14 protein-coding genes and 1 pseudogene are annotated in these 14,783 nt (G+C 67.0%); 12 read left to right on the top strand and 3 right to left on the bottom strand.

Annotated features, from left to right (window positions below):
- The first annotated feature begins 22 nt into the window (after positions 1–22).
- From VGC13_RS03545 to VGC13_RS03525, 5 genes are all read left to right on the top strand, one after another.
- A complete protein-coding gene (locus VGC13_RS03545) occupies positions 23–514 on the top strand; it encodes an anthrone oxygenase family protein (protein ID WP_331123825.1) in 492 nt (163 codons plus the stop codon).
- A gap of 671 nt (positions 515–1,185) precedes the next feature.
- Positions 1,186–1,488: a DUF3817 domain-containing protein gene (locus VGC13_RS03540; protein WP_331123824.1), complete on the top strand. Its 303-nt coding sequence runs from the start codon at positions 1,186–1,188 to the stop codon at positions 1,486–1,488.
- Positions 1,489–1,560: 72 nt separating this feature from the next.
- A complete protein-coding gene (locus tag VGC13_RS03535; protein WP_331123823.1) occupies positions 1,561–2,334 on the top strand; it encodes a hypothetical protein in 774 nt (257 codons plus the stop codon).
- 18 nt (positions 2,335–2,352) lie between these two features.
- The gene (locus VGC13_RS03530; protein ID WP_331123822.1) at positions 2,353–3,189 is read left to right on the top strand and encodes a HipA family kinase; all 837 of its coding nucleotides are present in this window, start codon (positions 2,353–2,355) and stop codon (positions 3,187–3,189) included.
- On the top strand, positions 3,186–3,587 hold the full coding sequence (locus VGC13_RS03525) for a DUF3037 domain-containing protein (RefSeq protein WP_331123821.1): 402 nt from the start codon (positions 3,186–3,188) through the stop codon (positions 3,585–3,587). The genes VGC13_RS03530 and VGC13_RS03525 overlap by 4 nt, the downstream gene beginning before the upstream one ends.
- Positions 3,588–4,354: 767 nt before the next feature.
- On the opposite strand, the gene VGC13_RS03520 is transcribed toward VGC13_RS03525, so the two are convergent.
- The 3 genes and pseudogenes from VGC13_RS03520 to VGC13_RS03510 all read right to left on the bottom strand — a co-directional run.
- Complete coding sequence (locus VGC13_RS03520; RefSeq protein ID WP_331123820.1) at positions 4,355–7,081, bottom strand: RHS repeat-associated core domain-containing protein; 2,727 nt, start codon at positions 7,079–7,081, stop codon at positions 4,355–4,357.
- 51 nt (positions 7,082–7,132) lie between these two features.
- Positions 7,133–7,708 carry a DUF4123 domain-containing protein gene (locus tag VGC13_RS03515; protein ID WP_331123819.1) on the bottom strand — a complete coding sequence of 192 codons (576 nt, stop codon included), beginning with the start codon at positions 7,706–7,708 and terminating at the stop codon, positions 7,133–7,135.
- A gap of 98 nt (positions 7,709–7,806) precedes the next feature.
- Positions 7,807–8,064: pseudogene (locus VGC13_RS03510) on the bottom strand (PAAR domain-containing protein); the annotation flags it as partial.
- 525 nt (positions 8,065–8,589) lie between these two features.
- Between VGC13_RS03510 and VGC13_RS03505 the strand changes: the two are divergent.
- From VGC13_RS03505 to VGC13_RS03475, 7 genes are all read left to right on the top strand, one after another.
- Positions 8,590–9,747: an FHA domain-containing protein gene (locus VGC13_RS03505; RefSeq protein WP_331123817.1), complete on the top strand. Its 1,158-nt coding sequence runs from the start codon at positions 8,590–8,592 to the stop codon at positions 9,745–9,747.
- Positions 9,744–11,084 carry a vWA domain-containing protein gene (locus VGC13_RS03500; RefSeq protein WP_331123816.1) on the top strand — a complete coding sequence of 447 codons (1,341 nt, stop codon included), beginning with the start codon at positions 9,744–9,746 and terminating at the stop codon, positions 11,082–11,084. Before VGC13_RS03505 ends, VGC13_RS03500 begins: the two co-directional genes overlap by 4 nt.
- A gap of 82 nt (positions 11,085–11,166) precedes the next feature.
- Complete coding sequence (locus VGC13_RS03495) at positions 11,167–11,640, top strand: hypothetical protein (protein WP_331123815.1); 474 nt, start codon at positions 11,167–11,169, stop codon at positions 11,638–11,640.
- Positions 11,637–13,010: a hypothetical protein gene (locus tag VGC13_RS03490; protein WP_331123814.1), complete on the top strand. Its 1,374-nt coding sequence runs from the start codon at positions 11,637–11,639 to the stop codon at positions 13,008–13,010. The genes VGC13_RS03495 and VGC13_RS03490 overlap by 4 nt, the downstream gene beginning before the upstream one ends.
- Positions 13,007–13,312, top strand: coding sequence for a hypothetical protein (locus tag VGC13_RS03485; RefSeq protein ID WP_331123813.1), 306 nt, complete (start codon positions 13,007–13,009; stop codon positions 13,310–13,312). Before VGC13_RS03490 ends, VGC13_RS03485 begins: the two co-directional genes overlap by 4 nt.
- A gap of 75 nt (positions 13,313–13,387) precedes the next feature.
- Positions 13,388–13,873, top strand: coding sequence for a hypothetical protein (locus VGC13_RS03480; protein WP_331123812.1), 486 nt, complete (start codon positions 13,388–13,390; stop codon positions 13,871–13,873).
- A 55-nt stretch (positions 13,874–13,928) separates the two neighbouring features.
- Positions 13,929–14,282 carry a hypothetical protein gene (locus VGC13_RS03475; RefSeq protein WP_331123811.1) on the top strand — a complete coding sequence of 118 codons (354 nt, stop codon included), beginning with the start codon at positions 13,929–13,931 and terminating at the stop codon, positions 14,280–14,282.
- Positions 14,283–14,783: the final 501 nt, after the last annotated feature.

The following is a 14,783-nucleotide window of genomic DNA, read 5'->3' as shown; positions in this document are numbered from 1 at the left end:
TCCCCTTTTCCCGGAGCCGATCATGCCCGGCAGAACCAGGATCTCCATCTACATCGCCTTTGTCGTGGCGCTTGCCGTGTGGACGGGCGGGGGTGTGTTCCACTCCCTCTCCAGCCATCCCGTGTGGGCCCAAGATCCCGTGGCGTACATCCGCGCGCCGGACCCGGCGGTGCCGATGATGAACCCGTGGCCGCTGACGACGGCGGTGCTGGCGCTGCTCACGCTGATCGCCATCGGCGCCTTTGTGCGGCACCGGGGGCCGGGACGGCGCGAGGTGCTGGTGGTGCTCGCCAGCGTGTTCATCATCCTGGTCGCCACAGGCGTCTACTTTGTCCCCACGCTCATCCGCCTGGGCAATCACGCGGCGCTCTCGGACGCCCAGATCACGTCGATGTCGCTCACCTGGATGCGGCTGAACCTGGTGCGCATCGTGATGCTGCTGGCGCTGTTCGTCTACGCGCAGATCGGGCTGATGCGGCTGGCGCAGGCGCGCGTGGTGCCCGCCCGCTCCTGAGAGTGTGCTTGAGAACCAGCCCACGCGCTCGACTTCCTGAGAGGGCTGTTGCCAAATCCTCAAGACTCACAACGAAGCGGTGACTTCCTGAGGGAGCGCACCACGAGTAACCAGAAGCTACACAACCACCTGCGCGCGACCGAAGGATCTCGTCTCGGCGGCGCAGGGGCCAGATCAGAGCACGGAACCAGCCCCCGTCGTTCCGCTGGCGAGGTCCTTCGGTCGGCGCCAAGGTGCAGTGTACAAGTGAGTTACAGCGCGGCGCCTCCCTCAGGAAGTCAATCACGCTGGGAGGTTTGGAAACACCTCCTGAGCCTGAGGGGGGCGCCGCGCCTGACCTGCTGCTACTCAAGAAGCCTGGCGCCGACCGAAGGATCTCGCCGGCAGTACGAATGGGCCGGACCCCAACTCCGGGTCTGGCCTCGCAGCGTCCGGGAGTAGATTCTTCGGTTGCGCGCAACCGGCTGTGTGGCTTCCAATTACACGTGGTGCGCTCCCTCGGGAAGTCAGTCGCTGGCGTCACGGAATTCGGCAACCGGAGATCGCAGGTCCCGCATCCTCTGCGCGGCACCCTCTCTGTCGTTTCTTCTGGGACGGGTTGGCGCGGGCGGGGGATGGGGATAGTTTGGGGCTGCGAAATCGACCTGTTTTCCCGTTCCGGACGTTACGCAGTGCTCAACAACCCGCTGGACCGCCTTCGCATCGTGGGGATGATGGAAGGCGCCTCGTTCCTGGTCCTGCTCGGCATCGCCATGCCGCTGAAGTACCTTGCCGGCCTTCCGCAGGCGGTGCGCGTGGTGGGGATGATCCACGGCCTGCTGTTCGTCCTCTACGTCGCCGCCGTGGTGGGGGTGAGCGTGTCGATGCGCTGGCCGCCGCGGCGGGTGCTCGCCGCGCTGGTGGCCGCCGTGCTTCCCTTTGGCCCCTTCGTCTTCGACGCGCACCTGCGCCGGACGCTGGGGCCGCAGGACTAAAGCACGATCAAAATCCAGAGTTTCTGACTTCCACCAGTACGGGCGCAGCATACCCACCGATCGAAGGGGACTATGTCACGTGGTGAATTAGATCTGCAAACTCTTACCGAGATAGCCAACAAACTACCTCGCTTCGACGGCTGGGCGAAGCAGGCAATGTCGCACATTCCTGATTTCCTCTCTATCGGCTTCCCACATGAGAGCGAAATTCCGATTGCGGCTGTTTCTCTGCACGATTGTGTTCACACGCTTTTTGCCACCCGGTTTGCGCTACATGAGTATCTCGCATGTGGGATTTACTTTCGCTACCGAGTAGAGCCCGCAGACGAACTGCTCGCGACGTCGCGCGAGGTGTACTATCTCGATGATGCAGCACTTCGGTTGTATTCCGCAGCGGAGCATCTGGCGGATGCGGTGGTGAAGATGCTGGAGATCTCTACTAGTCAACTCGAACCGTTTAAGAAAAAGGGTGCTAGTGGGTGGGCCCGTCTAACAGCCTACATAAGATCGACGTCGCCGCAATCACGTCTCCACCGCGCGTTCTCTTCACTCGCCGAAAATCCTGATTGGCGACTCGCTATCCGCTATCGCGGCGCTTGGGTGCACAACCAGCCGCCTACAATCCGTGGCCTCGGAATTGTGTATCATCGTCGCAAACGTTGGAAAACTTCGGGCAACAAGCGATTCTTGGGCCTAATAGGTACAGGCGATGAGCCGGAGTTCACCACTGAGGAACTTGGAAAAGCGTTTATCTCTGCGTGTTCTAATTTCGCAGACGTTTTCAAAGTTGTGTTAGAGGAGTTTGAAGAGATTATCTCTGCTCATGGCTTCACCATCGAACCCTAAAGAGTTGGAGCCAACTACGTGACCCAGCTGCCGGTCTGGATCGCCACGCGCTACGTGCAGCCGCTGCGCGAGGGCGGCACGCTGCCGGCCGTCGTAGAGACGCACGGCCGCGGATTGTTCGTGGCCAAGTTCCGCGGGGCAGGGCAGGGCGCCAAGGCACTGATCGCCGAACTGCTGGTGGGGATGATGGCGGACGCCGCCGGCCTTCCCGTGCCCGAGCTGGCGCTGATCGAGCTGCTGCCGGACTTTGGCCAGACGGAGCCCGATCCCGAGATCCAGGACCTGCTGAAGGCCAGCGTGGGGATCAACGTGGGGATGCGCTACCTGGACGGCGCGTTCAACTTCCAGGTGGCGTCGGCGGGGGACCTTGTGACGCCGGAGCTGGCGGCGCGCGTGGTGTGGCTGGACGCGTTCACCACCAATCCGGACCGCACCGCGCGCAATCCCAACCTGATGGTGTGGAACCGAAAGCCGTGGCTCATCGACCACGGCGCGGCGCTGTACGCGCAGCACAACTGGCCCACCGTGGACGAGGCGCGCACCCGCACGCCCTTTCCGCTCATCAAGGACCACGTGCTGCTGCGGATGAGCGGCGACCTCGAGGCGGCGGATGCCGAGATGTCGGCGCTGCTGACGGAAAGCGTGCTGGCGGACGTCGTCGGCCGCCTTCCCGACGCGCTGCTGGCCGACCCCGCAGTCGCCGCGGACTTCGCCACGCCCGACGCCGCGCGCGAGCGCTACCTGGGCTACCTGCGGACGCGCATCCAGTCGCCGCGCGCGTTCGTCGCCGAGGCGATCGCGGCGAAGTCGAAGGCCGCCAGCGAGCCTCCCCGCCGCGTCCACAGCCGCCGATGAGCGACGCGCCCGATTCCCCGCGCTGGATCGCGTACAGCTTCGCGGTTCTGTGCGTGGTGCCGCACCCGCACCTGGGCACGGCCATCCCCGTGGGCGTGATCCTGCACGCCCGCACCGCGCAGTTCATCGGCATCCGCGTGCTGACCGACCCCGCGGAGCTGGCGGCCCGCGCACCCGGTGTGGACGTGGAACTCCTCTGCCGCTATCTGGACGGCCTCCGCGCCGTGGCCGAGGGTGCGTCAGACGCCGGCCCCGTGGCCCTGCTCCCCACCTCCGAGCGCTTCCACTGGCTCACCGCCCCCCGCTCCGACGTCCTGCAAACCGGCCGCGTCCACAGCGGACTTACGGAGGAGCCGGCGGCTGAGCTGGAGCGGCTGTTCACGGGGTATGTGGGGTGACCGAGCAGCTGAATATGCTGAGCTGCTCATGCGGAGCTAAACCAGAGGGTGAGTAGCTAAGCTCAAATGTATTTATGGGCGGGCGAGTCTCTTCTGCAGTCTTCGGATCGCTTTGTCAATTTGTTTCCGCGTCGCTCCCCTATAGTCACCTTGCTTACTTTGGAGAAACGCCAATTCGCTTGGCCCTCCAGAGATCGCCAGCGCGTCTGTCACTTGAGTTGGAATCTCGTCAAAGATGGAGACGAGTACCCTATTCGCTTCGGCAGGGCTGGCCAGTCGAGCCAATGCCATGACAAGCATATCGCGCGCTCTGCCATACCTTGGATCCCGGACTGCGTCCGCCACCCACGCTGCTACGCCGGTCGGCGAAGTGGTTGCTAAGGTGTTTGCAGCCGCCCATTGGACGAACTCGGAATCAGTTTTGGAGAATACATCCACAACGGGGCGTCCGTCGTACGGGAGTGTGGTCGCTGCCAAAGCTCTCACCAGCGGCTCGAGAACGTCAGGCTCTTGAGATGCCGAGATCCACGCAAGCAGTCGGTCAACAATGTTCTCTGGCAATGGTGCATATCGGGCAACTAAGTCCTCAATGGAATTTGCTACTACTCCGATCCGGCGGTAGTCCTCCAGGATCGGCGCATGAAGAGCTCGGATTCTCTCCTGACGAGCACTCCGTTCTCTTGCGAGCGACTTCTGTTGTTCCAGATAAGCAGAGTCCCTCTGCAAATCAGCCATCAGTTCTTCAGCGCTGATCCACGGCCTCTTTGTCATTTGCCGATGAATTTTAGAGTTACCACGCCCTTGCGAACGGCGTCTTGGAGTGGTCCGGACAGCTTGGTTCCATTTGCTCCAGGGCGCACGTACAGCTCAAAGGTGCGTCCGGTTTTCCTCGCGAATTCTGCATAATCTCTAAGTTGCTTGGAGTAGCTCAGTTTCGCAACGTTCTTTACTTCGCTGATCGTTGTTTGGCTTAGGCCGTCTGGAATCCGGTACGTAGGCGGTGGATTGGCAGACGGAATTCGCTGAGTATTTTTGATCAGCCCAGACTTCAACTCACCCTGAATGCCGGCCTGCCGATTTCGTGCAAGTTGCCTGGCTGCAGGGCTTGTCGTGTGCGTGCCATATCGCACACTGATGTACCGTCCTAGGCCGGCGGTAGCCGCACCGATCCCAACTGCCGCCCCGAACGAACTCCAACTCCACCGGCTGTTTGGATAGCCTAGCAGGTGATCGGTAACGTACCCCAATCCTCCGCTTGTTGCACCAGTCGCAGCATACGCCGCGACGCCTGCAGCCGCAGGTAGGATAGCGAAGGGGAGTGCCGCGATCCCACCGACCAACGCGCCTTTGCCGGCTGCGCGAAGTATGCATGGGATACACAGGGTCTCCTGATTCAGTGCCTCATTCAGTCCCGCTCCTACTGCGCCGGCGGCAACCCCTGCAGCGATTATTGCAAGTGGAGCGGCCACAGGTGCCAATGCCACGACTGCTATACCTACTGCAACCGCCGCCGCGACTGACGCTACAGTTTTCCAATTGATGAGCCCTAGTGGATCTGCGAAATTGATTGGGTCATTGCTGCAGTAGGCGTAAGTATTCAGGCCAGCAAGAAAAGAAAGTGGGTCGTGGGAAATATAGCGGCCGAGTTCTGGAGCGTAATACCGAAACCGGTTGTAATGTAACCCTGTTTCCTCATCATAATACTGGCCCGGAGAACGAAGCGGATTTACGATTATTTCTGAGATAATGCGTGCCCTTCCGTACGCCTCGAAGTCTGCGGTCCAGACGATTTGCCCGGCGGCGTCACTTAGTCGGCGGGGGGTACCAAGATGATCAGTATGATAAAAATAGACATCGCCGTCGATGCGTGTAGCGAACGGTGTGTACGTGCCTGGGAAGTAGAGGAAATCCTGGGATCGGGTAGAGCTTTCCGTGACCGTCGTTTCTCTGATCAGCTGTTCTCCAGACCAGATGTAGCGCGTGATAGCGGACCCGCTCCGCTTCCAGATTCGCCGGCCGAACGCATCGTACCCAAACGACATTCTCTCGCTTCCGTCCCGGTTCGCAGCCACCAGCCGGTTTCGAGAGTCGTACGTAAAGTGCCATCCATCGCGGGTGAGAAGATTGCCCCGCCCGTCGTATGTGACAGGCGTGACGCCATTCCGTATGAGGCGGTTCACATTGTCGTATGCGCTGCGCCTGCCGTTGTGGTATGTCCTGTTTCCGGCGGCGTCATATGTGAATTTCTCATTGAGTTCCGGGTTGCCACCGGCTTTTACCTCCAGAAGCCGGCCCGCCGCATCATACTCGTAGTCGCGGGTTCCAAGATCCGAATCAGAGAACCGCCTTATCCGATCTTCACTATCATAGACGTACGTGAACGACATCACTTCCCGCCGGATACGCCCGGCGCGGAGAACTGAAATAGACGTCGGGAATCCCGTGGACGCTTGCCGAACGGACGTTATGAGTCCATTCGCAAGTCGGATTTGGTACCCCCGACCATCCTCCTTCGCGTACGTGATAGGATGTGACTGGCCACTCCAGTCGCGCAGGTGGGCAAGACGCATGTCTGGATCGTACCCGAACTGGACCCAATCACCGTCGGGATAACGGATGCCGATCAGGGTCCCGGCAGGATCGTAGCTGTATTCGATCGCATGCTCTCCCTGCACTTCCCTGAGGACACGTCCCGCGCCGTCGTACTCGTAACAAATCGTCAGTTCGGGGCTAGTCGCGCGCTTGATCCGGCCCTCGGAGTCGTATTCAAATTCGGAGTATTCGCCATTGCCATCGCTTACGGATACAGGATGTCCATTCGCATCGTTTGTGATCTGCAGGGAAACTCCCTCCGCCGCCGCTATTCGGCACACGTATCCATTCTCGTCGTACTCATAGGCTTCGCTGGTTCCATCCGCGAAGACCGCTCGTTCAGGCCTGTCCAATTCGCCATACTCGAATGTCGTCCGGTTTCCGTTCGCGTCCTGGAGCGAGACGAGGACGCCATCTTCGTCTCGATCGTAGCGTTCCAGGTGGCCCAGGCGGTTTTTCGAGGCGATTAGCTGCCCAGTGGCCGAATAGTCGAATTGAACGGAAGTGCTGTCGGGGAAGCTGACTTGCCTGAGTTGACCGCTGGCATCATAGGAGAGATCGTACTGCGGAACGGAGTCACGGGAGACACGTGAAAGCTGCCCAGTAGCATCGTAGTCATTCTGAACCTGGGAACCGGACGGAAGTTTAAGCCTGAGTAGTTTTCCCTCTGCGTCATTGTCGAATTGCCAGGTACGTCCAAGCGGGCTTCGAATCGCTCCGATGAATCCATGTGGGTCAAAGGCGAAGCGCGTGGCATGCCCCGCCGGATCCGAAACCAGCACGTCCCCCGTCCCCGGATCCACGCTGGCACTCTGCGGTGAACCCGAGAAGCTGCGGCGCAGCCATTCACCGGCAGCATGCTTCCTCAACTTGCCAGCTTGTCGTGCATCAATCTGAAGCATGAAAACGCCGCGTGTGCGGTGGTGGAGGGAGCCGTAAGGGAAGTAGATGAACTAGCGTCCTCGTTGTGGCCAGATCCTGATACGCATCGGTGGCTTGCGAGAACTGCTGCCTTCTGCCAGGGACAGAAAGAGCAATTCGCCCGTTGAATCCGTGCAGATGTAACCGGCCACATCGCTGAACAGATCGTTAAGCTGGATTTGGGAGCAACTCGGCAGGAAGGTGGATAGAACCCGAGGATCGTAGAAGCGGAAGTACCACTGCTCGCCGTCGGGGGCCTGGACGAGGAGGAAGCGGCGGAAGTGGCGGCGCACCGCCTCGATGTCGCCGTCCGCGACGGCAAAGATGCCCCAGGGTTCCGTCCAGAGATCCGCGGCGATCCAGTCCAGCAGGTCGCCATCCACCGCGAACAGGTAGGGCGCAAAGGCCCAGTACTGCTCGTCCGCGGTTCCACGATAGAGGGACACGGCGCGCGTCTCCCCCAGCTCCCGCGCCTTTTCCGGCACCACGGGCGTGTCGCAGGCGTCGATCACCGCGTACAGCCGCCCGGCCGCCGCGAGCTCGCGCAGCTCCTCCAGCGACGCGGGCCGCGTCTGCAGCAGCGGGTTGGAGGTCGCGGGGGCGCTCACTTCGCCAGGTCGCACTTGGCCTTGGTGAACGGCGCGCCGGCGGCGCGGGCGGCGCTCATGGTGAGGCCCTGCATGCTGGCCGCGCCGCCGCAGATGTCGCCCACCAGCACGGTGGGGCAGCCGGCGACGATCACGCCCCCGTGCGCGGTGGTGTCGCCCATGCGCGCGGCGGGCTTGCCCTCGATGAACACGCCCATCGACCCCATGGCGATCACGTCGGGCGGGCCCACGCAGGTGGCCATGTCGCCCACCCGCGCGGCGGGGATGCCGCCGATGGTCACCGTCACGGCGCACGGGGGCAGCACCGGCCCGCCCACGTGCGGCACCGTGCCGTTCACCATGGGGCAGGTGTGCATGTCGCCGATGCGCGCGGCCGGCTTCACGCGCGGCCTCCGGGAGAGACAGGGAGCATCGGCTGCGGGGTGCGGGGGGAACTGCGCTGTCGAAGCGGGAGCTCCGCGCCCGCTCCCGGCGGCCACGGCCGCGCCGGGGGGAGGGGACGACGGGTCGGCGTCACGACGGATGCGGCCGTTCACACGGGTGGAAGGGAGCGCTGGCCTTCCCCGAAAACAGAATCCTTGACTCAGGCGGACCTCTGCTTCACTATATGGTAGCAACGCACGACGCGTCCGAAAAGGGTCTTGTGAAGAACCCCGCCGGAGCGGCCTCGCGCACCTTGCCTGAAGCTCGCTCTCGCCTCTCCCAGGCACCAGAGTGGTCGGGTCAGCGCGGAAAAGATCATCGCGGTCCCTTACCCAGTCTCCCTTTAGATCCCAACGGGTCCGGTTCCGGATCCGCAGCCCTTCATCGTTCGCCAGGAACTGACCCACGCGACATCCTGGCTCGTGATTTCTCCTCCGTTCATCGCCGGTCGTTGTAGAATGCCAGCTTTCGCGGTCGAGTTCCTGACGGCAGAGGGTCCCCGGCGGGCCCAGTTCACGCTCGATCCCGAGCGCGAGCTGGGCCCGCAGGTGCGTCAGGTGCTGGAAGAGCTGCGGCAGCACGGGGTGGTGATCGCCGGCGGGCCCGAGGACGAGCTCGCCGTGGTGTGGAACGGACGCGAGCTGGACACGGGGGCCACGCCGGCCGCGCTGGGCGTCACCCCCCAGCGGGCGCTGGAGATCCGCATGCGCCCGCGCGTCCGCCCGGCCCCAGCTCCGCCCCCCGCCGCCGTCCCCGTCCGCATTCGCAGGTTCACCCGCGGCGCCTGCGCCGGCATCCTCACCGGGATGGCCGGCGGGCTGCTGGGCTGGGGCGCGTCCGCCTGGGTGCGCGACCTGGGGCCGCTGCTTTCCACCTACGCCCGGCTGGACACGTTCGTGGGCGCGGTGCTCGGCGCCATCGTCGGCGCCACCGTCCTGGGCGGCGCGGCGCTGCGGCGGCAGGAGCGCGTGCTCCCGGCGGCCGTGCTGGGCGTGCTGCTGGGCATCGCGGGCGGCGCGGGCGGGGCGGCGCTGGGGCTGGCGGCCTCGGGACTGGCCGCGGAGGGGGCGAGCGGATTTCGGGCGGGGCGCGTGCTCGCCTGGACCGTGCTGGGCGCGGTGCTGGCGGCGGCCGTCGCCCTGGGCGGCGCGCGGCGGACCCCGCGCCCCGTGGCCGAGGCCGCGGCGTGGGGCGCGCTGGGGGGAGTCGCGGGCGGCGTGGCCTTCTCGTTCTCCGGCCCGGGCGACTTCTGGCAGGCGCTGGCCTTTGCCCTGGTGGGCGCGGCGGCGGGCGGCGGCGTGAGCTGGCCGGCCGTGCGGCGCGCGGCGGGGGTGATCGAGACCGAGTCGGTCGCCGGGCGCGAGCCGGGGCTGCTGGGGCACCGCGAGTGGGCGCTGGCCGACGGCGCGCGCGTCCACGTCCGCGGCGCGGGACCCGGGCGCACGGACGCCGTGGTGGCCCTGGCCGACGGCCGCTGCTGGATCGGCCCGGTGATGCAGGGCGAGGCGGTGGTGGTGGGCGGGCGAACGCTGGCCGAGCCCGCCGAGCTGCGCGACGGCGACCGCATCGACCTGGGCTCCGCACGCTTCCGCTTTCGCCGCCTGGCCGCCGCATGAGCCGCCGCGCCGCCCTCGTGCTGGCCGCCCTGCTGGCGTCTGGTGCCCCCGCCGCCGCGCAGTCCGGCGGCACGGCCACGCTGGTGCGCTGCGGACCGGACGCGCGCTCCGCCTGCCTGCGGGTGCGGACGACGCTGGCGCCGGAGCGGGCGGGGGCGCTGGCGCCGGCGGAGAGCGCGGGCGGGGCCTGGCGGCTGCGCCACGGCGGCGCGGAGCTGCGGGCCCGGCCGGCCGCGGTCCCCCGCGTGGCGGCCCCGCCGCTGCGGCTGCTGGTGCTGGTGGACGTGAGCGGCAGCATGAGCGACGGCGGGCTGCAGACGGCCCGCAGCGCCCTGCGCGGCTTTCTGGCCGACCTTCCCGCCGGCTCCGTGCGCGCCGCCGTGGTCCCCTTCGCCAGCGCCCGGGTGGCGGAGCGCATCCGCGCGGCGCGCTTCGTCCCCGGGCCGCAGGCGGCGGCGCAGGTGGACGCGCTCCCCGCGCCCGACGGCAACACCGCGCTGTACTCCGCCGTGCGCGAGGGGCTGGCCCGCCTGGGCGCCGAGCCCCCGCCGGGCGACACCGCGTGGAACGCGCTGCTGGTGGTGACCGACGGACGCAACGACGTGGGCCGCCGCGGCGACGACCCCGGCCTGCTGGCGGGGGAGGAGGGGCGGCGGCAGGCGGTGGAGGCGGTGCGCGCCAGCGGCGCCTACGCCTGGATGGTGGGGATCGGCGCGGGGCTGGACGCGGCGGAGCTGCGGGCGCTGGGCCGGCCGCGGGGCGCGTCGTTCATCGTGGCCGAGGACGCGGTGGCGCTGCGGCGCGCGCTGCAGGGGATCCAGGGGTGGATCTTCACCGGCCGCGAGTTCCTGCTCCCGGTGGGCGGCTCGGCGCAGGCGCGGCTGGCGCCCGGGCCGGCGCGCGTCGAGGCGCGCGCGGGCGAGGCCGCGGCCGGGGGCGTGTGGGTGCCGCCGGTCTTTGCCCTTCCCGCCTTCCAGGGGCGCTCCACCGCGCGGGTGGAGGGCGCGGGGGCGGCGGACCCCTGGCTGCTGCGGCGCGCGGCGGTGCTCGCCTTTTTCGCCGGCGTGCTGCTGATCCTGTGGACCGCCGTTCCCCCGCTCCTTCGCGCCCCGGCGCCGCCCGCGCGGGCCTTCGCCCCCCCCGCGGCGGACCCCGTCCCGGCGGCGGGGACGGGCGTGCGGCGGCGGATCCAGCTGCGCACGGGGGGCGCGGCCATTCCCCTGGCCGGCGTGGCGGCGGTGGCGGCCGACGGGCTGCGCCCCGGCCTTGCCGAGGCGCCGCCGCGGCGCCCCACCGACGTCACGGCCAAGGTCAGCCGTCCCGTGCAGCGGACGTAGCGGCCCGCCGGTTTACCTGAGCTCTTTTCATCCCCCACCCCCGCGCAGCGCGGGTCCACTCAGAGAAGGAGAAGCCCCGGCCATGCCAGTCGTAAAGGTAAAACGCGCGGGCGTTCGCCCCGCCCCCCGTGAAGTGCCCACCGACACCACCACGGCGATCCTGCCGATGACGGTGGACCGGGTGGGCCAGGAGGCGCCGGAGACGGAGACGCCCACGCGCGTGAGCAGTGTCGCCGAGGCGTTCTCCGCCTTTCAGCCGAAGCTGGACTTCAGGACGCAGGTGGGCGAGGAGGGAACGGAGTTCGTGGCCGAGCTGGAGTTCAAGGGGCTGGCGGACTTCGACCCCAAGCGCATCCGCACCCGCGAGCCGGGGAAGCGCAACGACCTGGCCGACCTGCAGAGCCGCATCGACCTGCTGCACCGCATGCGCGAGCGCTTTACGGTGCTCCCGGTGAAGCGGGCGTGGGACAACACCGAGCAGCGCGCCGAGATCATCGCCGCCGTGCACGAGTTCGAGAACCAGCTGCGCCGCATCGCCGAAGGAGGTGAGGGATGAGCACCACCGAGGAGCAGCTGGCCGTGCCGGCCCTGGCCATCCGGAGCGCGCAGGACATCATCGGCCAGCGCACGGCGGGGAAGGCGATCGAGGAGATCTTCAACGTCTTCCATCCCGCCCCCCCGCGCACCGAGCTGGCGGAGATCTTCACCCCCGAGACGGCGCAGCAGTTCCTGGAGCGGGTGGCCCGCTTTTCGGCGCTGCTGAGCGCGGAGGACGGGTACGACCAGGCGCTGGCCAAGCTGGACGCCGCCATCGAGCAGGCCGAGGGGGTGCGCGACCAGGTGCTGGAGGAGATCTACCGGAAGATCCGCCCCATCGAGCGCAGCTACCGGCAGATCCACCTGTTCTTCGAGAACGCCGACCCGCGCGACAGCGTGCAGCGGCCGCCGGTGGAGTTCTACGTGTTCAACGCCGACACGGCGGCGATCCGGAACGACGCGGAAAGCACCACCATCGCGGCGCTGGACGAGTTCGTCCAGAGCCGCAACGACTCGTTCAACTTCCGGCAGTTCATCTGCAACCTGGTGGTTCCCGGCTACGTGCCCGACAACGTGCGCAAGCGGCTCGAGGACATCGCCAGCCAGTGGGGGATGCTGCTGGTGGGCGACCTGAAGGACGAAAAGAGCTTCCGCCAGCTGAGCGACCAGTTCCGCACCGACGGCGGCGCGTACGAGTTCCTCAAGCGCCCCGAGGACAAGGCCGCGTCGGACGTGGTGCTCGCCGGCTTCGTGAAGCTGCGCGACCGCCACTGGTTCGAGCAGCCGGAGAACGGCGACGCCGACGCGGACCTGTACGGCCCGGCGTCCATGCTGTTCGCCGGCGCGCTGGCCCGCACCGACCGCACCACGGGGGGCGGCATCGCCCAGGGGCCGGTGGGGATGATCTTCGGCAAGCTGCGCGGGGTGGAGCGCGCCCGCATCGAGCCGCGCATCAGCCAGATGGAGCACCTGTCCATGGAGCGGCAGATCGTGACGATCATCCGCAACGAGGACAACGACCTGTGCTTCGTGGGGAGCCGCTCGCAGGCTGAAGATCCCAACGGGGTGCTCAAGTTCTTCAGCAGCTACCGGGTGCTGCGCTACCTGGAGCGGCGGATGGCGGTGTACCTGCGGCGGGTGGCGGAGCAGCGCCTGACCCGCGACCTGGTGAAGGAGCAGGTGCGCAACCCCATCGAGGACTTCCTGGAGGGGGAAAAGAAGAAGGGGACGATCTACAGCTACGACCTGGACATCGACATGGACGAGAGCAAGTTCGCCCAGGGCGTCCTGGACATCTCGCTCGAAGTGCTGCCGGTGGGCCCGGCCGAGACCTTTCTGCTCAAGATCGACACCCCGGACTTCCGCCCAAAAACGGACGGGAAGGAGTGAGCGCGCCGGACGGGGCCGCCGGGCCGGGCACCGGGACGCACCAGGACCTGGGCGTGGCCGTGCAGCGCGACCTGACGGGCTCCGGCCGGCTGGCGCGGGGGGGCGAAACCCGGTTCTCGACCCTGCGCCTGCGCTCCGTGGGCCGTCCCGCGCCGCCCGCCGGGGCGGAGGCGGCGGACGGAGCGCCCGAGGCTCCTTCCCTTGCCGCCGAGGAGGAGGCGGAGGCCGCGGAGCCGGACCGCGCGGCCGCGGCGGCGCCCTCGCCGCTGCGCAGGCTGCTGAGGTGGCTGGGGCTGGGCTGAGCGCCCGGCGGACGTTGCTGGACGGGTGTGGACGTTTCTTCTTTTGTACCGCCGACTTTCAACCAGGGGGACACAATGGCCGCGACGTACAAGCGAGTGCAGGTGGAGGTGGGGAGCATCAAGTTCTTTCCCCAGGAGGCGCGCTACTCGGTGACGCGCGACACCAACCAGGTGGGCCGCCGGATCGGCGAGTCCATGCGGGCCCGGGCGTACGTGTGGATGGACGTGCACGACACCTCGCGCCTGTCGCAGGACGACATGATCCAGCTGTGGAAGAAGGCCACGGACGCCAAGGACGAGCCGGAGAAGGTGTCGATCACCTACTACCACGAGGACGGCGACCGGGTGCTGAGCAACGTGGAGTTCATGGGGTGGATCGCGGCGTTCGAGACCTTCAACCCGCAGTCCAACGGGGCCTCGTTCGGCCGCGGCAACTTCGGCAGCGCGCCGGTGACGTCCGAGAACGGCCAGTTCAGCTCCGGCTACAACAACATCCTGTACATGGAGCTGGTGGCGGCGCTGGACGATCCCAACGTGCCCAAGCACAAGCTCACCAAGTGACGCCCCGGCCCCCGGGCGGCGTCCGGGGGCCGCTCTCCCTTCTCAGCGAGCCCGCGTGAAAACCCTGGCCCTTCCCCTGCGCGTCGACCGGAACGGGCTGCTGGAGCGCGACGACCCGGTGACGGCGCTGCTCTCGGTGATCCGCGCCATGGCGTCCTCGCCGCGCTCCACCTGGGCGCACGCGCCCTGGTTCGGGCTGCAGGAGGTGTTCGAGAGCGCCAACACCGAACGGGAGGACCAGCACGACATCCAGGACGCGCTCAACCGCGGCCTGGCGGGCCTGGGGGTGACCTGGGTGAGCGTGGGCCCGGTGCGGCTGGTGCGCGGCGAAGCGCCGGGCGTACGGCGCTTCGAGCTCACGCTGGAGCTGGCGGGTGGGCGCGCGGTGCACCGCACGCTGAGTGCTTGATTCGGGGAATAGGGAATAGGGAATAGCCGGCAACGGTGGGGTCGGATGCCGCTACCGCTGGCCCGGGTTCCGTGAGCGCAGCCGGTGGGGAACTCACACGGAGTCAACGGAGGGAACGGAGTTTTCTCGTGCCGGTTCCGCCGGGGGCGTGCCGGGTCCGCAAAAAGATTGGGCTCACACAGAGTCAGCAGAGTCAGCAGAGTCAGCAGAGTTTTCTCGTGCCGGTTCCTCTGCTTTCGCGGCGGGAAGTCCGGGCGGACGGGGGGCGGATGGCCGGCCGGCGACGCGTTGAGGTGAGGTGTCGGGAACGGGAAGCAGATGGAATGCGGCAGGGGGCCATCCGCGTTTTTTTGAAGAGGGACGTGGATCGGTGGATGCGCTTCCGCGGCGCACCGGATCCAGCCCATCGCACCTCCTGATGCGCGATCCCGAGAACCATCCGCCACTCCACGATCCGGGGGGAGGGATGCGGATCGGCCGGCGATCTCCGCGGCGCACGGA

This window comes from Longimicrobium sp., assembly GCF_036399255.1.
GTDB lineage: Bacteria > Gemmatimonadota > Gemmatimonadetes > Longimicrobiales > Longimicrobiaceae > Longimicrobium.
This window is presented reverse-complemented; position numbering and strand designations above follow the sequence as displayed.